Source organism: Bacillus sp. 3103sda1, assembly GCF_024159135.1.
Classification (GTDB): domain Bacteria; phylum Bacillota; class Bacilli; order Bacillales; family Bacillaceae_G; genus Bacillus_A; species Bacillus_A rhizoplanae.
Map to the genome: position 1 here is coordinate 918,662 of NZ_JAMYWS010000001.1, position 17,381 is coordinate 936,042.

The window sequence follows — 17,381 nt, forward strand, 5'->3', positions numbered from 1 at the left end:
AAGAAACCAGTAGCTCGCTCTTTATCTATTGGAAGTTTATTTGTCTTCTTACTTCTTACAGGAATATATTTGTATTTTCTTCATACATCAAGCACTTCTAAAATGAAACACTACAAGAACAGAAATGATAGAAAGGGGGTAGTGTAGGAGATGGTTAAGGTTATTTTACTGGTATTGTTCTTACTAGCATTATACTGGCTTGTTCCATATATTCTTACTACCGGTTTTGGTATCGGGGTATTAAAAAGGAAAGATTCTTCTGCAAAAATTGCTTTTACTTTTGATGACGGTCCCAATCCTATTTATACTCCGCAGCTATTGGACTTGTTAAAAATAAATAATATGAAAGCGACATTTTTTGTCGTTGGTTCCAAAGCGGAACAATACCCTGAGTTAATTGAAAGAATGCAAGCAGAGGGGCATTTAATAGGAATGCATAATTACGTGCACAAGTCCAACTGGATTATGGCCCCTTGGACGATAAGGCGGCATGTAAGGAAGAGTGCTTCCATCATTGAAAATATTACTGGGAAACGTCCCATCTATTATCGTCCGCCATGGGGATTATTGAACTTATTCGATTTTTTTCTAATGAAAAAGTATAAAATCATCCTATGGTCGGTAATGGCAGAGGATTGGCGCAGTAAAGGCGGCAGTGAAAAAGTTAAAAAAAGACTATTACGGGATATAAAAAATGGGGATGTTATCCTCTTGCATGATTGTGGAAAAACCTTTGGAGCGGATGAACATGCTCCTATGAATACCATTCATGCATTAAAAGATGTCTTTAAAGAACTATCTAGCCGCGGTATGTCTTGTGTAAGAATTGATGAATTGTGATAGTAGACCAAATAATAGACACGGATTATTAATGAGAAAAATTAAACATGAGGCGTCTACGTGAGAAGGTATGATGAAGATTTTAAAAGACAATCTTGCAGGAATGAAAAAGTGTAGCTCAAGCGGCGGGAGAGCTGAATATCACTATATCCAAGTTTAATAGGATCTTCGCACTAGAACAATCCAAATCCCCTTTAGATTATGAAACCTAAAGGGGATTTGGATTGTTGGATGATGTGTAGGGACAATAAATCTAATCAAAATGTCTTATTAAAAAAATGTTTTAGACCATAGAAAAAAGTATTAGACTGTTAAAGTTGTAGACTGAAAAGGGGTTTTCACGTCTAGAAAGCACCTTTTGTTTCCTTTTCATTATCGAAAGTTGTTGTATCTTTTATAAAGTTGCATATTCGTATTCTAATTTATTACTTAGCTGTTTTAGTATAATCTCTAATGTTTCTTTTTCTAATGTCTCCGCATTGTTAACTATGAAATCTAATACACTCCATATCTTAGCTACTGTAATTTGTTGTGTTAATTCTGAGATCGAGTATGGAAAAGGTATTGAGGTAGCCTTCCAAAATTTGAGGTATGTATTAGCAATGCTGGCTTCTAGTAATTTATCTGTAGTTCCTAATCCAGGGATTATTATAGCCAGATCAATAGTAGGAGAACCATATCCTATACGTTCCCAATCGAATAGAACTAATTGATTGTTATTTCTCATTCTCCTAAATAATATTTAAAAAGCTAAATCCAAATATCGAAGCAACTGCAAAGATAACCGTCCAAACTGCTAGACTAACTGTCATCCAACTTATAACGTGTGTCCGGTTAGACCCAAATGTTAAAGCTAATACGGCCGCAATATCAGTCCCTACAAGAATTGGAGCGATCAAGGCCAAACCTGGAATACCATATCGTTCCCATATTCTTCTTGATCGAGTTTCTTTTTTAGAAGGTGTTGTTATACCTTTTTTTAACCTTCTTGCTGCTTGCCATTTGGCATACTGTTTAAAGAAAAAGCCTAGTATTAGAACTAAAATAAGATTTCCTACAAATGCTGTTATTCCTACTGCAAATGGTTGTAACCCCCATGCGATACCAAGTGGTACAACGATTGATACATCCATCCATGGGGCAAAAGCTAATAGAAATAACACTACATATTGCCATAATGCACCTGCATTTTGAGCCCACTCCAGCATATCGTTCCATCCCCTTTTTTCTTTAGATTAAATACGATTTAAAATAAGAATAGTAGTTAACCAATAGACAATGTATTGACCCGCACCTAGTACACCAATGCACAGTAATGGAACAAAATTATGTTGAGAAAAGAGGAAGCAAATCCCTGCCGTTACTGGAAGTGCAATACTATAGTAAATATACACATTTCGGCAAGCCTTATAGGTTACCCACTGCTGCCCTTCATCTATTTCACGAAATTCGGATGGTATAAAGCCAAATAATCTAATCTTATCATCATGATTTTTCCTGTTATAAAACTTTGTAAGAATGACCCATAAAAAAGTAACCGTAACTAAAATTCCAAAACATAATCTAGCTAAAATGACCTGTGTATTCATAAGAGAAAATAGTAAAAACGCAATAATCAACACAAATATACTGGCCCCCATAAGCGGAGATCTTAAAACCTGTTTCATCATAATCATTCCTTTCCCTTTAAATAAAAAACATCTTCTACGGTAACTTGAAACGCAGCAGCTATTTTTAACGCCATAGTGACAGATGGAGAATAATCACCTTTCTCTATTAATCCGATTGTCTGCCTTGTCACTCCAATTGCATCAGCTAAGTCCTGCTGAGTCCATTTAAATCGTGCCCGTAATTCTCTCACCCTATTTTCCAGCATTTTGATTTTCCTTCCTTTATTTTCTATCACCATCATTGTAAAAGATTGATTACAAAATGTAAATAATCATTTGCATTTTGCAATTAATAATTGCTAAATAAAGTATAAATAACACCATCTATATTTTGGTAAAGAACCGAATGAATACCAATCGTTTTTTTCAGCTACTTCCGAAACGAAACTGTTAGAAAAAACACAGGAAAAGCTACCGAAAACCTTTAGATTCTATACCGTAAGAAACCCAGCTGGAAAGGAATTGAAAGGCTACTAAACCCTTACGAAACTTGTGTTTTGGCAATCACGGGCATGGAAAAGAGACCGAATCCACGCCCAGGCTCGATCTCGTATTTCTGTAGATTATTTTCCATTTTTGAAGAGAAATAAGACAACCTTTGATAAAATTGTTAATTTTAATTTAACCCTAAAAAAATCAATATAAAGCCGATTAATCAACTAAATGAACTGTTAAATAATTTTAGGAGTTCCAAGTATTTCACAAGGTGTTGTAAAATGGATATATATTACATAGGAGAAAGAGTGCTATTTGATAGGGGAGGTTTTCAAATGCATATTGATGAAGGGGTAAATCTGCGGTTAACCGGCCATGTTATTCAGTTAATGAATAACGGAATAGCCGTCACAAATTATGACGGAACCATCACATTCAGCAATCAATCATTCTGTAGTATGTTAAACAAATCAGAAAACGAAATCGCGGGCAAGCACATATCAACAATCATTCCCAACAGTAAAAAGCTATTAGTCAATCGAAATGATAATCTGTACAAGTATGAGTATAAGAGCGGCAATCAAGTGTTTATCGTGAACGAATCCCCTGTATATCAGGATGGGAAAAGACAAGGATCGATTGTAATACTGGAAAACAAGCAAAGCAAGGAAAAGAGCGTACAGTCTTTGGAAACGATCATCAGTCAGTATGAAAATGCCTTGAATTTGCTGTCTGAATGTATTCTAGGGGTGGATGGGCAAGGAATCATCAATTTCTTAAGTGGTTCTTATGCGCAATTTTTAGGAATCGATGACCCAAAGGATGCGATTGGGAAGCATTGTACGGAGGTTGTTGAGAATACGAGGATGCATATTATCGTGAAAACGGGGAATGCGGAGATTGGGCACATTCAGCGTATAAATAATCGGAATATTATTGCAATTCGTATACCTATTGCCAAGGAAGGTAAAATTATTGGTGCCATAGGCAAAATTATGTTTCATGATATACAGCAGTTTAAGGCTTTGGCGGATCAGATCAGTACGATGGAATCGAAGCTGTCATATTATGAGTCTGAATTAAAACGGCTGCAACGGGGGAAGCTTTCATTTCAAAGCATTATAGGAGAGAGCGAAAAAATGAATGAAGTGAAGGATATGGCCTTAAAGGTTTCAAAAAGCCGGTCTACCATTTTGATAAGAGGCGAGAGTGGAACAGGGAAAGAGCTCTTTGCCCATGCGGTTCATAATGCTAGTCCGCGTGCTGCAGGTTCATTTATTCGTTTGAACTGTGCCGCGATTCCGAGGGATCTTTTGGAGGCTGAACTGTTCGGGTACGAAGAGGGCGCTTTTACAGGAGCGAAAAAAGGTGGAAATCCTGGGAAGATTGAGCTGGCCCATAATGGAACGTTGTTTTTGGATGAAATCGGCGATATGCCGTTGGACATGCAGGTGAAATTGCTTCGCGTTCTTCAAGAGAAAGAGATTGAAAGAATCGGTGGCACGAACATTCGCAAGATTGATGTCCGTTTTATTGCGGCGACACATCGAAATCTCTTTGAAATGGTTCAAAACGGGAAATTCAGAGAGGATCTATATTACCGGTTGTATGTTTTTGCGATTGATATTCCTCCGTTAAGAGAAAGAAAGGGAGACATTATACATATAACGAAATTTTTAATTCAGAAATTGAATGAGGAGCTTGGAAGCAGCGTTCTTTCATTGGATGAGAGAGTGAGAGACATATTCATGGAGCATGATTGGCCAGGGAATATTAGGGAGCTGGAAAATGTACTCGAACGATCGATGAATGTTGTGGAAGGAACGATTATTCAAGTGCATCACCTTCCTGTTTACTTGCGGAAAAAGGGTTTGCAAGAGGAGTTGTATCATGAAATGTTTGCGGTGGATCAAGATGAGATTGAGATGAATTATTTGCTGCAAATGGAAGTGGAATTGGCTGAAAAACGGGTGATTGCGAGAGCTTTGGAAAAAACATCTGGAAACAGAAAAGAGGCAGCCGAGCTTTTAGGAATTCATCGGGCTAGTTTATACCGGAAAATCGAAAGATACGGAATACAATGATGGGATGTAAAGGGCAAGCAGGCCCTTTTTTTGTTTGGACTGAAGATGTCGATAAAGTGTGCAGCAATATTCCCTGTTGCATTTTTGCGACGGTGTCTTACATATGCGACGTTTATAAAAGAGTCATCGTTATCATTTGTAGCATAAATGCGACACGCGCACGTGTACATATAATGATTTTGGCGGCATGTCCTTGAAAGAATAAGGGAATTAGGAATGATTAGAGTTTTGGCATACCTCTTGCTATATAAAAATAAAAGCCTCGTAATTTTGGGGATAAAAAGGATTTTAGTAGAAAGGGGAATAGAAGCCAATGATGGAGAATTATAGCCTGCCGCATTTTATTATGCAAAGTATCGAAAAGACACCAAATAAGGTGTATTTGCAATTCGGAGAACAAAGGGTCACCTATGAAGAGCTCTATCATCGGATCACAAGGGCCGCAGCGGGATTTCGTGAGCTGGGTATCCAAAAAGGTGACAAGGTTTGTATTATGCTACATAACGCTCCTGAATATCTGGATGTGTGGTTTTCTTTATCTTTTATGGGAGCAATCGCGGTGCCTCTTAATGTGCATTTAAAAGGAGACGGCCTGCAGTATATTTTATCCCATTCCGATTGTAAGTTGATTATCGTTGATCAGGACTTTGTTTCGCAAATTGCTTCTTGTTTGCCATTTATACAAAGGGAAATTCAAGTTGTCGTCTATGGCAATAATGAAAGCGTCATCATGATGGGGAATGGTGAAGAACGACCGGTAATCGGATTGAAAGATGTATTGAATACAAATTATCACCATTTTCCAAATGAAGCTGTTTCCTCCTCTTCTATCAACAGTATCCTTTACACCTCTGGAACGACTGGATTGCCTAAAGGGGTCATGTTAAGTCATTCTGCTTATGTAAATTCCGCACAGTCATTCGCCGATCATATGGTTGGCGCGAATTCAAAAGATATTTTATTTACAGCGCTGCCGTTATTCCATATTAATGCCCAAGCTCATACAGTCCTCGGTGCTATTCATGCCAATGCGACGGTCGCTCTTGGCAAGCGTTTTAGCGCTTCTCGTTTTTGGGATGAAATCCGCTACCATGGTGCGACGATTTTCAATTCTTTAGGATCCATGATTCCGATTCTCTGCAAGCAGCCGGAAAAGGAGAACGATCATGAAAATCCTGCAAGGGTGACGGCATGTGCCGCTACGCCTAAAGAATTTTGGAAGCCGTTTGAGGAGAGATTCGGCGTTCGGATCGTTGAAGGCTACGGATTAACGGAGACGACCGGTTTTTGTGTAACGAATCCATTGAACGCCAATAAGCCACCTTCTATCGGAAAACCGTATTCCTACGTAGAGACGAGAGTCGTCAACGAGGAGGGAGACGAAGTGCCGATTGGTGAAATCGGGGAGATTATCATCCGTTCCTCACAGGCAGTCATGGAAGGCTACTATAAAATGCCGGATAAAACGGAGGAGGCGTTGGAAGGAGGATGGTTCCATACAGGAGATCGCGGTTATCGGGATGAGGAAGGTTACTTATACTTTTGCGATAGGATCAAACAATGTATCCGGAGGCGCGGAGAAAACATCTCTTCTTGGGAAATTGAAAAGGTCGTGAACAATCATCCGAAGGTTCTTGAATCAGCAGCTATCGGCGTTCCGTCGGAAGTAGGGGAAGAGGATGTCAAATTATATGTGATTTTGAAGCAAGGAGAAATGATGTCTCATGAAGAGATTATAGATTGGTGTCAAGAACGCATGGCTTATTTTATGGTGCCGCGATATGTTCAGTTCAGTGAATCTTTCCCGAAAACCGCGACGGAACGGATTCAGAAGTTCAAGCTGAAGGAGGAAGGAATCGGTACTGCTTGGGATCGCGAGCAGGCCGGATATGTAATCACAAGAACGAGCTAAAAATGATTGTTTTATAGAAAATATTCGTCCTATTACATGTTGGAAAGAAGGGATCGCGTTGGAAAATAAGCGGGTTGTTTCATGGTCCAAAGAAAAAGGGATTGCGACCATTATGATTGATAATCCTCCTGTTAATGTATTGAGCTATGCCGTGATCGAACAACTGACGGCAGCGGTTGATGAAATTGAACGGGATGATGAAGTGATTGTTGTACTGATAACTGGCGCTGGAGAAAAAGCCTTCGTTGCCGGAGGGGATATTAAGTCATTTCCAGAATGGATTGGAAAAGGAAGTGAATATGCCGAGGGAAAATCATTATGGCTTCAGAACCCGTTAAATAAAATGGAAAGACTGCCAAAGCCTGTAATCGCTGCTGTTAACGGATTAGCGCTTGGAGGCGGGTGTGAGTTGGCTTTATCCTGTGATTTACGGATTATGGAAGAACATGCCCGAATCGGGCTTCCGGAAGTTAAGCTGGGCTTGTTTCCAGGAGCGGGAGGAACGCAGCGTTTGCCTCGTTTAATAGGAGCAGCAAGGGCAAAAGAGATTATGTTCACCGGCGAACCGTTCACTGCTGAAGAAGCTTTGCAAGCCGGTCTAGTGAATCATGTTGTTCCCCGCGGTGAAGCGCTGAATAAGGCGAAGGAGCTGGCTGCGAAGATGGCTCGTTTTTCCCTTCCAGCTTTATCTTTGATGAAGCAATCTATCAATAAGGGACTGTCCCTTTCTCTTGAGGAAGGGCTTAAAGTGGAAGCCGAAAATTTTGGTCACGTATTTCAAACGAGTGATGTAAAAGAAGGAGTGGAAGCTTTTATAGAAAAAAGGATACCGCTTTTTCATCATAAATAAAAAAGTATTACTGCAAATCTAAAGAAAGCAGCTTCATATCCGGATGCCTGTTAGGGGCAGGCATCCAACGATATATACAAGAATTTAAGAAAATCCATTTTTATTGAGGGGGGATTGGAGTTATGGATTTATTGATTGTGTTATTATCGCTCGGCCTGCTTATATTTCTAGCTTATCGGGGGTTCTCCGTGATTCTGTTCGCTCCTTTGTGTGCTTTATTGGCTGTGTTTTTGACAGAGCCGGGGCATGTTCTTCCGTTCTTTTCCAATGTCTTTATGACGAAGATGGTCGGATTCATAAAATTATATTTTCCAGTGTTTTTGCTTGGAGCGATATTTGGTAAATTGGTTGAAGTCACTGGTATAGCAGAGAAAATCGCGAAAATCATCGTTCGTTTTATAGGCGCGAAAAGAGCCATTCTTTCCATCGTGCTGATGGGGGCGATTCTTACATACAGCGGTGTAAGCTTATTTGTGGCGGTATTTGCGATTTATCCATTTGCGGCGCAGCTATTCCGCGAAGCTGATATTCCGAAACGTCTCATTCCAGCGACAATCGCATTCAGTGCATTCACGTTTTCCATGGATTCGCTTCCTGGATCTCCTCAAATCCAGAATGTCATTCCGACTACGTTCTTTAAAACTAATATTTATGCGGCCCCAACATTAGGAATCATCGGCGCAGTATTTATCTTTACATGCGGCATGCTGTATTTGGAAAGGTGTAGAAAGAAAGCAGCCGCTAATGGCGAAGGTTATTTCGGGAAAAATGGTGCTACTTCTGAAATGGCTGCTACAACTAGTGTTAGTCAAGCTGCCCCAACGCCGATTGTTTCAGGAGATGCCATTACAGTTGGTCACTGGATAGCATTCCTTCCGCTTGTACTGGTCGGTGTGATGAATAAAGTTTTTACAGAATTCATCCCCGTTTGGTATGCAAACGGATTTGATTTTGCTTCAATAGGTTTGAAGGATTACGGAAAGATTGATATGACGCAAGTTGTGGGTATTTGGTCAGTGGAAATGGCACTTCTTATCGGTATACTGACCGCTGTATTATTAAACTTCCAAGCGGTAAAAGAACATTTTCAATCTATTACAAGCGTGGGTGTAAGCGGTTCTATTCTAGCTGCCATGAACACTGCAGCCGAGTTTGGATTTGGTGCTGTTATAGCAGCTTTACCTGGCTTTGTCATGATTCAAAATTTTTTGACCGGGACATTTTCAAATCCTTTAATCAGTGGAGCGGTCATGACGAATATATTGTGCGGGCTGACGGGCTCGGGGTCAGGTGGAATGAGCATTACATTAGGGTTAATGGCGGGAAAATATATTGAAGCGGCAACGAATTTCGGTATTCCATTAGAGGTACTGCATCGTGTAATCGCAATGGCGGCAGGAGGTATGGATACTCTTCCTCATAACGGAGCAGTTATAACTTTGCTTGCAGTTACAGGCTTAACGCATCGTGAAGCTTATAAAGAGATTTTCGGCATTACCCTGATTAAGACGTTAGCTGTTTTCGTTGTTATAGGAGTTTATCTCGTGTTTTCCATTGTGTAGGCGGGGCATTTGCTGGCTGTTATGAATACCCATAGTCAACAAGTTAAGATTATGTGTAAGTTTAAACAAAAACAACCATTGTTTCATATGAACTGACTTCTATTTCATTAGGAAACTTGTAAGGCATGAGTTTGGTATTGTACCAAGCTCATGCCTTTTAAACTTTCCTTCATTCGTTAACTCATCATAAATTGTTTGGACTAAAGCTTTGAATTCTGATTTTTATCCCACATTAATGAGCAGTAAGACCCTCACCTCAAGCGTGAAGCGGTAGGTGGGGGTAGTTCAATTAACTAATCTTTCTCCGTAATGTAAAACCTCAGTTAATAGTATTCTAATTTCATCTTCTTAAAAACTCTTTAAAGTTTATCCAGCCTCTAAAACTACGCAATGTGGTATTTATTTGTTGTCGAAGCGTTTGGCGGAGATGTAAGCGTCAAATCTTCGTATCCGAATTAATTTCGACCACTCTGTATTTGCTAATTTAATATTTTGGATTAGTAGGCTGTACTAAGAAAAGAATGACACGCCATTATAATTTTTTCACTACCTTCTTCCCTTAGTAATTCTTTTCTTATAAGTTCTGAAGATAGCTTTTGAATTTTTTGAGCTCTATAATACCTTCTCTTAAAATAGGATTGAAATGCTATATAAAAGTAATCATGATTATCAATTTCTTCTGCTAATACTATAGCATCTTCTATTGCCATTGCAGCTCCTTGGGCTAAATTTGGTGCACTGGCATGAGCAGCATCTCCACCAATGACCACACGGTTGCTGTACCAGTTCTCTTCCAATACAATTTCTTCAACTAGATTAAAGATAATGGGAGAATCTTTAGAAAGCCCCTCTTTAATTAAAATTGATGCTCCTCTAAATTGATCTACAATGTTCATCACTCTTTCATAACGTGTCATTTTATCATCCCAGTAATCTATCTTTACCGGCCTCAAGATAAAAGCATAACCTGCACTTTCAGACAATGGTACAATACCAATTTTAGTGCTTCCACTATGAAGCATGAGCGTCTCATTAAAAGATTTACTCTTAGGAAATTCTATAGGGAACCTCCATGATCCCATACCTAAAAATTGAGGGGGGATTTTTCGCCCCAGCATTATATCCCTGACTTTAGAACGAATGCCATCAAACCCTATAAGAATATCGCAAGTGAGAGTGCTTTCGTCTTCAAAAGTTACATTAACCCCATATTCATGTTCGGTATAAGACTTTAGGGTTTTATTCCATTCTATATTTACCCCTAAAGACTGAGCTTTTGCAACTAATATTCCGCTTAATTCAGAACGCCAAATAGCATTTCTACCTGGTAGGTTTTCATCCATAAATCTTTCACTAATTTCACTTATTACCGTGCCATGTTTATCAAAAATTTTTAGGGAATTGAGTTGAAATCCTTTATTTAAGCATTGTTCATATATACCTAATTCTTTGAGAACTCCAAATGAATTTTGAGGTTGCAGAATGCCTGCACCTTTAAGGGAATTACTACTTGAAGACTCACATACTGTAACAGATAAACCATTTTTTCTTAAAGCAATTGCGGCAGATAGTCCACCTATTCCACCGCCGATAATAAGAACTTTTTTGATCTGCTGTTTCATTATATACACCCTTTCATAAAAGATGATTGATTACTATAGTATAGGTTTTTACCTATGAATAATGAACTTTTTCAAAAAATTGACTATCTCATATCCGATTGGACTGAGCGTTTATAACTTAATCATGTATTCATTGAAGTAGAAATTGAATTTTCTAAAGAGCAATTTTATCAACCAGACGATTATATTAAAGAGCAAATAGAAAGTTACACTAAAGTAGGCATTTAGAGTTTTCTAAGTATATTCGAATAGATGAAGACAATACAATCCTTTGTGTTTTATCATTACGCGGAGATAGACACAGGCTACAACAGAGAGACCGTGTAGAGGACGGGGAAGTAACCATATTTAACACAGTTAAGTGCTTTGAGAAGGTACAAAAATGAAAAAATATACAATAATTAGGAGTTTATCATAAAATCTTCATCTATTCATATGGTATAATTTTCATAGTTTATCAAGTTGTGAAGAAGTCCAAAAATTTTCAAAGAAACTCTGAAAGACTGGACAGAAAAATATAGAGAGGATTCAAGCGATGGGACAATTTCAAAGTAATTTTCAAACGGCAGAACAAATCGCGACGCAAATGGGGACCGCTGCTGATACGATTCAAAGTGCGACAAATAGATCCATGACCAAGTCGGAACGTACAACGTTGTCTGTTAACTCCAAAGCACAAGAAGCCAATCAACAAGCTTTAGATTTAACCAAACAGTTTTATGCCGCTTTTCAACAAGCAGTTAACAACATTCATTCTGTGGCCAAAGAGTTTGAGCGTATGGATAACGAACTTCAAAAAACTTTTCGCTGATATGACAGCCTACATAAATGTAAAACAGTAGGAGGAAAAAGATGAGTCAAGATATAGAGAAACAAATCAATCAATTGAACGAAAAATTAAGAAGTCTATCCGAAGAACAATCTCAAAATCAACACGCTATTCAAAGGCAAGAACAAACGGAAGCAGATTTTTATGAATGGAAAGGTCGAAGCTATCGTTTGTTTGAGCGTATATTAGAAACTTGGCATAACGATAGAGAACTAGGACAATTCTTTCATAATCTGCGTCAAGATGCAGGGCAAATTGAACGAAGGCTTACTCACGAATTGGAAGACCAAAAAGAAACGTTGCTAAAGGAGAAACGAAGCCTGAGTAATTTAGAAAATGACCTTTACCACCAACGCCAAAAATTAGCACAGGAGGTGAAGTCATGAGTTTAAATATGTACCTAGGAGAAGTACGAACCCAATCTCAAAGTATGAATACTTTTTGTGTTGCAACCATTCAAGGAATGGAACAAGCCATCAATTCGATTGACGCTTTTGCATTTGATGCTGTTTTGCAAGGGCAAACTTACGACAGTGCAAAAACATTCTTTGCACAAACCTTCCGTCCTTTAGCGCAAGGAATTATTTACTTGTGTGAAGAATTAATTCGTCAAAATAATGCCTTTCCGAACGATTTTCAATCACAGGTAGCTTCAACAGATGTCATCGAACAAGAAATACTAGAACAAATTCGAGAGATTGAGCGAACGAAAGCAGGTATTGAAGTAATTAGTAGTACCCTCCCAGGCATGCAAGTTATGGTGAATATTTTTGATGCCATGAAACGAAAGCTTCAAGAAAAGTTAGAACATCTGCATGAATTCAATTATACTTCTAGTAGTAATTATGATACAGCACTCCAACTAGCTGCCAGCATCGCTCAAGGTCTTGCGGAAGTTCAAAGTGGGAAAGGTTTTAATGCCACAGCAGGAACATTTAGCATACAAGAATTGAATATGGGATGGACGGCGTCTATTCAAAAAATTGCAGAGGATAAGGCTCGTCAAGCTGAGAAACTTAAAGCTGCAATGAGTGATAGTAATTCTGAAAAATCCCTATTAGAGAAAATCGGTGATGGTATTTGGGATGGTGCAGGACAAGCTATTGGAGATACAATAGATGGTATAGTAGCATTAGGTGATTTGGAAACATGGAAGAATATGGGGTACGCTGTTACTCACTTGGATGAAACATTACCTGCTATGTGGCATGTATTATCAGAGTCATTTAAACAAGATATAATAAATGGTGATGCGGAAAGTCGTGCAAGATGGGGTACATACGCTTTATCCCAAATTGGATTAGGATTAATTGGTGATAAAGGAGTAAGTAAAATAAGCAAAGTAACTACACTAGCAAAAGGTGCGAATGTCTCAAAATTCTCACAAGGCATGTCCCAGGTTGCAAGTAATTTACAAATGGGAGACCGTTTTGCTTTGGCTGGTATGAGTTCATTCAAAAATGAAGGGTTTTCAATTAACGACTATTTTGTTAAAGCAAGTAGTGGAGAACTCAAGGGATTAGAAAATAATGCTAGTAAAAGCTTTGAAGTTAAGAAGATTGAGGGGGAAAATTCTCATGAATCTAGGGGAGCTAGTTTAAAAGAAATTAAAAGGCAATTAAATATACCTAAATCTCAACATCCGATTAGTCAAAAAATGGTACCATTAACAGATAGCAATGGTAAATGGATATTAAATGATAATAAACAGCCTATTATGACTCGAGAATTGACATATGAAGTAAAAGGTCAAAAAATTGTAATTCAGGATCATTCAGCTGGTCATGATTTTGGACAAGGTGGTATTGGAGATCAGCCGCCTCATCATAATGTAAGACCTGAATACAATACCCGAACAGGACAGGTAGATGGGATGGCGGATCATTATTATTTTGAGAAGAGGAATAAAAAATAGAAAATAGGGAGTATAAAAATGATTGATCAATTTAAAATTTTAAATCCACAGGCGCTAATTAGTATTTTTGGGAAAATACCAAAATTTGAAGAATCAGAGTTATTAGATGTGCGTCTTAAAAGAGATGGTCCTACATTAGTTATCCAATTGATGACAAAAGAAAATGTTGAAAATAAGCCAAAGCGATGGAATAAGTGGGATGTAATTTATGTAGAAATATCTTTCTATACTATTCGTAATTTAACAATAGAAGGTTTAGGTACAGAAAATATCATTGATTATTTTGAAATAAATACGACAGAAGAAGGAGGTTTATTAAAAATTAAGTGTAAGAATCAAATGATAGTTGAGTGTTTATTTGAGTGGGCAAGAGTAGAAGGGGTAACCCCAGGTTTAATAGGATTACCATAACTTTGATGAGAAACAGATAATTTGATTTATAGTGCACACATTTTAATATTTTTATAGGTGAAGTGACCCTAAAAAGTGAGATAGGTTATTTCATTAGGTAACTTCTTGGGCATGGGCTCGGTATTGTACTGGGCTCATGCCTTTTAGTTTTGCCTTAATTCTTTTGTGATTATGTTTCCATAGATAAAATAATTCGTATGGATGGGGGATAAAGGCACTAGTAAGGTCTCTACGCTAGTAAAAGGTACGAATTTCACAAAAGTAACTGAAATCACTGCACCACGCTTACAACAAACTTTTACAAGTTTAGTTGATGATTTAAACATAGAAAATCGACTTGCTTTTGCCGATACCAACGGACTTAATCTAAGGTCTAGTCTGGATTCTGCTGTTTTTGAAACTGAAGAAAAGCTATCAACTTATCAGTTTACTAAAGGCGGAGATACTAATGCTGTAAAACCAGGAGATAGTAGTCCCTTAGCTCCAGGAGGAGGATTAAATGCCCATAAGGCAAGAGGTGGGCATTTAATTGAAAGGCATGTAGAAAAGACAGATGCAGAGTTGTTACAAAGATTACAAAGAGACCTTAGAATACCAGCAGCGTCAACTTTTACTGATCGAGCTACAGCTGAGAGAGTAGCTAATGAAGTATTAAGTAACCCGCAAAATATAACAAAAATAAATAGGTGGTTAAACAATACTAATAGCAGACCAACTTTACCACTAAGGTATAAAGGTGAGGATATAATTGGTCGATATATCGAAAGAGGATCAGATATTGCTTTAGATGTGGAAAATGCTAGGATTGTTTTGAAAAAAGATAACCAAGGAAGTTTTATTATTACAGGATATCCAGAAAAGTAGAGGAGAATTTATATGGAAGATAAATATAGCCCTTATGAAGAATTAGGTGACTTTTTAGCAGGAACATTTCACCAAGACATTGAATCACCTGAGGAAGCTCTTAATGAATTTATAATGGAAGTTACTAAAATCTGTATCGAAAATACTATAAATGATATATTTTCATTTTTAAACAGTAATTTAACTGATAGTGAAAAAGAGGAATTTATTAAATATAATGTTGATATTTATTTCCCTGCATTAAATTTAACACCTGTAGAATGGTTAGAGCAGACCCTTGAAACACTAAAAGAAGCTATAAAAGGTGAAGAATAAAATTGTAGTAAACAAGGCCGACTCATATTACATTGAATCGGCTTTGTTATTACTTCACACTAGCTGCCAGTATTGCCCAAGGTCTTGCGAAAGTTCAAAGTGGGAAAGGTTTCAGTCCCGCAACAGGAACATTTAGTATACAAGAATTGAATATGGGATGAACGGCATCTATTCAAAAAATTGCAGAGGATAAGGCTCGTGAAGCTGAGAAACTTAAAACTGAAATGAGTGATAGTAATTCTGAAAAATCCATGTTAAAGAAAGTTTGGGATGGGATTTATTATGGTTCAGGGCAGGCTGTTGGAGATATTGTAGAAGGATTCAAATCACTAGACGATACAGTGACACAAGAGAACATTAAGTATGCTATAGGTCACCCCATAGAGACGGTTTCTACTATGTGGAATGCCTTATCAGATTCATTTATTAATGATGTAATCAATGGTGATGCTGAGAGTTGTACAAGGTGGATAACGTATAATTTTATGGGACTTGGATTAGGATGGCTGGGGGATAAAGGCGCTAGTAAGGTCTCTACGCTAGTAAAAGGTACAAATTTCACAAAGGTAACTGAAATCACTGCACCACGCTTACAACAAACTTTTACAAATTTAGTTGATAATTCAAACATAGAAAATCGACTTGTTTTTGCTGACATGGGTGAACTTAATCTAAGACCTAGTTTTGATTCTCCTGTTTTTAATCAAGCTGAGGATACAATGGTATTTGCTAAAACAGGTGGAGGAACTAAGGTTAAGGATGTACAAGAAGTAATCCAAGATTATGCAGATAAAGTTCTTGATAAAGTAGAAGTAAAAAATGAGTATCCCGATTCGTATACAGCATCTCAAAAATTACGTGGAGAGCTTAAAGACGCAGGAATCGATCCACCACCATATCCTAATGCGGCACATCACATCGCACCTTGGAATGATAAAAGGGCGGGACAGGTACAAGAACTATTAGAAGAGTTTGAGATACATCATGATTCTGCTTCTAATGGGGTATTTTTACCATATAAAGTGAACGATTATGTGACTACTGAAGCACTACATATAGGTAATCATAGTCCAGAGTATATAAGAGAAGTATACAGAGTATTAAGTGAAGTTAAACGCTTTGGTGGTACTCAAGCAGATGCAGTTGCAGCCTTGCAGAATATAAGAGAGAGGTTATTGGATGGTAGTTTAAAACTAAATCAACCTAAATAATCTTAATTGTTTTACTGATTAAATTATAAAGGAGTAAAAAGGTATGAAAATTTGGCAATTAAAAAGCTTATTTGATAACTATAAATCTTTTCAGCTATTAAATTTGAAAGAAGACCGTAAAAAATATTTTGATGAAAAAATTGATTTGGCAGTAAAGCTCTCTGATTCGTGGGGAGAAATTCTTGTTGAATGTGTAGAAGGAGATAACCATAGTGATTGTCCTATGTTCTGGGGGGAACTTGGCACACCAATGATTAGTAGAAAAGCAAAAGAGGTATTAGAACCTCTAATTTGCAATAATGTTGAGTTCCTTCCGCTAACCCATGATGTTACAGGTGAAGTTTATTACCTAATAAACGTTTTAAATACAATTGATGCAATTGACTACAATAAAGCAGTTTTTGAAAAACTAAGTACAGGATTAATAATAGGTTTCGAAAAATACGCATTTTTACCTAATATAGTTGAGGGGCAGATAATATTTAAAACCTATTTAAATCAAAGATTACACTCCTCTACTGTTTTAGTATCTGACGAATTTAGAAATACAGTTTTAGAAAGTGATTTAAAAGGTTTTGAATTTGTAGAGGTATGGGATTCAGAAGCGAATATGTAAGGTAAAGAAAAATCCTCAAACTTTGGTGGAAACGCCTGTGAATTAGAAATAAATCCAGATTTTACAAAAATTCCAAATCGTTATGTTGAAGATGAAAAATATTCATGCACAATTGAAACTTCTGAGTTAAGAGAAATAATTTTAATATGGGAAGCAGAAAATTTAAAGTATGACAAATAAACCAATTCTTATGGATTCATACTATACATAGATTTCATTAGCCGTTATATAATATGTATTAACCT

At 37.4% G+C, this 17,381-nt stretch carries 17 protein-coding genes and 2 pseudogenes; 13 read left to right on the forward strand and 6 right to left on the reverse strand.

The window, feature by feature from the left end:
* Nucleotides 1–150: 150 nt before the first annotated feature.
* Nucleotides 151–840, forward strand: coding sequence for a polysaccharide deacetylase family protein (locus NKR74_RS04640; RefSeq protein ID WP_253628776.1), 690 nt, complete (start codon nt 151–153; stop codon nt 838–840).
* 394 nt (nt 841–1,234) lie between these two features.
* On the opposite strand, the gene NKR74_RS04645 is transcribed toward NKR74_RS04640, so the two are convergent.
* Genes NKR74_RS04645 through NKR74_RS04660 form a run of 4 tightly spaced genes read right to left on the reverse strand, consistent with a single transcriptional unit; the run spans nt 1,235 to nt 2,716 of the window.
* Nucleotides 1,235–1,567 carry a hypothetical protein gene (locus NKR74_RS04645; protein ID WP_253628777.1) on the reverse strand — a complete coding sequence of 111 codons (333 nt, stop codon included), beginning with the start codon at nt 1,565–1,567 and terminating at the stop codon, nt 1,235–1,237.
* 4 nt (nt 1,568–1,571) lie between these two features.
* The gene (locus NKR74_RS04650; protein WP_253628778.1) at nt 1,572–2,048 is read right to left on the reverse strand and encodes a small multi-drug export protein; all 477 of its coding nucleotides are present in this window, start codon (nt 2,046–2,048) and stop codon (nt 1,572–1,574) included.
* 27 nt (nt 2,049–2,075) lie between these two features.
* Nucleotides 2,076–2,510, reverse strand: coding sequence for a hypothetical protein (locus NKR74_RS04655; RefSeq protein WP_253628779.1), 435 nt, complete (start codon nt 2,508–2,510; stop codon nt 2,076–2,078).
* Between the two features lie 2 nt (nt 2,511–2,512).
* Nucleotides 2,513–2,716 carry a helix-turn-helix transcriptional regulator gene (locus NKR74_RS04660; RefSeq protein ID WP_035432022.1) on the reverse strand — a complete coding sequence of 68 codons (204 nt, stop codon included), beginning with the start codon at nt 2,714–2,716 and terminating at the stop codon, nt 2,513–2,515.
* Between the two features lie 564 nt (nt 2,717–3,280).
* On the opposite strand from NKR74_RS04660, the gene NKR74_RS04665 reads away from it, so the two are divergent.
* The 4 genes from NKR74_RS04665 to NKR74_RS04680 all read left to right on the forward strand — a co-directional run bounded on the left by NKR74_RS04665 (nt 3,281) and on the right by NKR74_RS04680 (nt 9,353).
* Complete coding sequence (locus NKR74_RS04665) at nt 3,281–5,029, forward strand: sigma 54-interacting transcriptional regulator (RefSeq protein ID WP_253628780.1); 1,749 nt, start codon at nt 3,281–3,283, stop codon at nt 5,027–5,029.
* 313 nt (nt 5,030–5,342) lie between these two features.
* The gene (locus tag NKR74_RS04670) at nt 5,343–6,941 is read left to right on the forward strand and encodes an ATP-dependent acyl-CoA ligase (RefSeq protein ID WP_253628781.1); all 1,599 of its coding nucleotides are present in this window, start codon (nt 5,343–5,345) and stop codon (nt 6,939–6,941) included.
* 58 nt (nt 6,942–6,999) lie between these two features.
* On the forward strand, nt 7,000–7,791 hold the full coding sequence (locus NKR74_RS04675) for an enoyl-CoA hydratase (protein ID WP_253628782.1): 792 nt from the start codon (nt 7,000–7,002) through the stop codon (nt 7,789–7,791).
* Between the two features lie 122 nt (nt 7,792–7,913).
* On the forward strand, nt 7,914–9,353 hold the full coding sequence (locus tag NKR74_RS04680; RefSeq protein WP_253628783.1) for a GntP family permease: 1,440 nt from the start codon (nt 7,914–7,916) through the stop codon (nt 9,351–9,353).
* A 497-nt stretch (nt 9,354–9,850) separates the two neighbouring features.
* On the opposite strand, the gene NKR74_RS04685 is transcribed toward NKR74_RS04680, so the two are convergent.
* Nucleotides 9,851–10,975 (reverse strand): FAD-dependent oxidoreductase, encoded by a 1,125-nt coding sequence (locus NKR74_RS04685; protein ID WP_253628784.1) that lies wholly within the window; start codon nt 10,973–10,975, stop codon nt 9,851–9,853.
* 535 nt (nt 10,976–11,510) lie between these two features.
* On the opposite strand from NKR74_RS04685, the gene NKR74_RS04690 reads away from it, so the two are divergent.
* From NKR74_RS04690 to NKR74_RS04705, 4 genes are read left to right on the forward strand one after another with little or no spacing between them, the layout of a single operon-like run.
* Nucleotides 11,511–11,786, forward strand: coding sequence for a TIGR04197 family type VII secretion effector (locus NKR74_RS04690; RefSeq protein ID WP_253628785.1), 276 nt, complete (start codon nt 11,511–11,513; stop codon nt 11,784–11,786).
* Nucleotides 11,787–11,827: 41 nt separating this feature from the next.
* Nucleotides 11,828–12,190: a DUF3958 family protein gene (locus NKR74_RS04695; protein WP_253628786.1), complete on the forward strand. Its 363-nt coding sequence runs from the start codon at nt 11,828–11,830 to the stop codon at nt 12,188–12,190.
* On the forward strand, nt 12,187–13,719 hold the full coding sequence (locus NKR74_RS04700) for an HNH/endonuclease VII fold putative polymorphic toxin (protein ID WP_253628787.1): 1,533 nt from the start codon (nt 12,187–12,189) through the stop codon (nt 13,717–13,719). The genes NKR74_RS04695 and NKR74_RS04700 overlap by 4 nt, the downstream gene beginning before the upstream one ends.
* An 18-nt stretch (nt 13,720–13,737) precedes the next feature.
* Nucleotides 13,738–14,130, forward strand: a complete 393-nt coding sequence (locus tag NKR74_RS04705) for an immunity 50 family protein (RefSeq protein WP_253628788.1) — start codon at nt 13,738–13,740, stop codon at nt 14,128–14,130.
* Between the two features lie 93 nt (nt 14,131–14,223).
* Here the strand turns inward: NKR74_RS04705 and NKR74_RS24055 are convergent.
* Nucleotides 14,224–14,316 (reverse strand): annotated as a pseudogene (locus NKR74_RS24055) (IS3 family transposase); the annotation flags it as partial.
* A 15-nt stretch (nt 14,317–14,331) separates the two neighbouring features.
* Between NKR74_RS24055 and NKR74_RS04710 the strand changes: the two are divergent.
* The 4 genes and pseudogenes from NKR74_RS04710 (at nt 14,332) to NKR74_RS04725 (ending at nt 17,136) form a co-directional block, all read left to right on the forward strand.
* Entirely contained in the window at nt 14,332–14,994 is a 663-nt protein-coding gene (locus NKR74_RS04710) for an RNase A-like domain-containing protein (RefSeq protein WP_253628789.1), read from the forward strand.
* A 12-nt stretch (nt 14,995–15,006) separates the two neighbouring features.
* Complete coding sequence (locus NKR74_RS04715) at nt 15,007–15,309, forward strand: contact-dependent growth inhibition system immunity protein (protein WP_253628790.1); 303 nt, start codon at nt 15,007–15,009, stop codon at nt 15,307–15,309.
* Nucleotides 15,310–15,368: 59 nt separating this feature from the next.
* Nucleotides 15,369–16,520: pseudogene (locus NKR74_RS04720) on the forward strand (AHH domain-containing protein); the annotation flags it as partial.
* A gap of 43 nt (nt 16,521–16,563) precedes the next feature.
* Nucleotides 16,564–17,136: an imm11 family protein gene (locus NKR74_RS04725; protein ID WP_253628791.1), complete on the forward strand. Its 573-nt coding sequence runs from the start codon at nt 16,564–16,566 to the stop codon at nt 17,134–17,136.
* Nucleotides 17,137–17,381 lie beyond the last annotated feature (245 nt).

Bases quoted from the DNA above. Each gene is read 5' to 3' on its own strand.
- NKR74_RS04640 (WP_253628776.1), top strand. From the start codon at position 151: ATGGTTAAGGTTATTTTACTGGTATTGTTCTTACTAGCATTATACTGG.
- NKR74_RS04645 (WP_253628777.1), bottom strand. From the start codon at position 1,567: ATGAGAAATAACAATCAATTAGTTCTATTCGATTGGGAACGTATAGGA.
- NKR74_RS04650 (WP_253628778.1), bottom strand. From the start codon at position 2,048: ATGCTGGAGTGGGCTCAAAATGCAGGTGCATTATGGCAATATGTAGTG.
- NKR74_RS04655 (WP_253628779.1), bottom strand. From the start codon at position 2,510: ATGATGAAACAGGTTTTAAGATCTCCGCTTATGGGGGCCAGTATATTT.
- NKR74_RS04660 (WP_035432022.1), bottom strand. From the start codon at position 2,716: ATGCTGGAAAATAGGGTGAGAGAATTACGGGCACGATTTAAATGGACT.
- NKR74_RS04665 (WP_253628780.1), top strand. From the start codon at position 3,281: ATGCATATTGATGAAGGGGTAAATCTGCGGTTAACCGGCCATGTTATT.
- NKR74_RS04670 (WP_253628781.1), top strand. From the start codon at position 5,343: ATGATGGAGAATTATAGCCTGCCGCATTTTATTATGCAAAGTATCGAA.
- NKR74_RS04680 (WP_253628783.1), top strand. From the start codon at position 7,914: ATGGATTTATTGATTGTGTTATTATCGCTCGGCCTGCTTATATTTCTA.
- NKR74_RS04685 (WP_253628784.1), bottom strand. From the start codon at position 10,975: ATGAAACAGCAGATCAAAAAAGTTCTTATTATCGGCGGTGGAATAGGT.
- NKR74_RS04690 (WP_253628785.1), top strand. From the start codon at position 11,511: ATGGGACAATTTCAAAGTAATTTTCAAACGGCAGAACAAATCGCGACG.
- NKR74_RS04695 (WP_253628786.1), top strand. From the start codon at position 11,828: ATGAGTCAAGATATAGAGAAACAAATCAATCAATTGAACGAAAAATTA.
- NKR74_RS04700 (WP_253628787.1), top strand. From the start codon at position 12,187: ATGAGTTTAAATATGTACCTAGGAGAAGTACGAACCCAATCTCAAAGT.
- NKR74_RS04705 (WP_253628788.1), top strand. From the start codon at position 13,738: ATGATTGATCAATTTAAAATTTTAAATCCACAGGCGCTAATTAGTATT.
- NKR74_RS04710 (WP_253628789.1), top strand. From the start codon at position 14,332: ATGGGGGATAAAGGCACTAGTAAGGTCTCTACGCTAGTAAAAGGTACG.
- NKR74_RS04715 (WP_253628790.1), top strand. From the start codon at position 15,007: ATGGAAGATAAATATAGCCCTTATGAAGAATTAGGTGACTTTTTAGCA.
- NKR74_RS04725 (WP_253628791.1), top strand. From the start codon at position 16,564: ATGAAAATTTGGCAATTAAAAAGCTTATTTGATAACTATAAATCTTTT.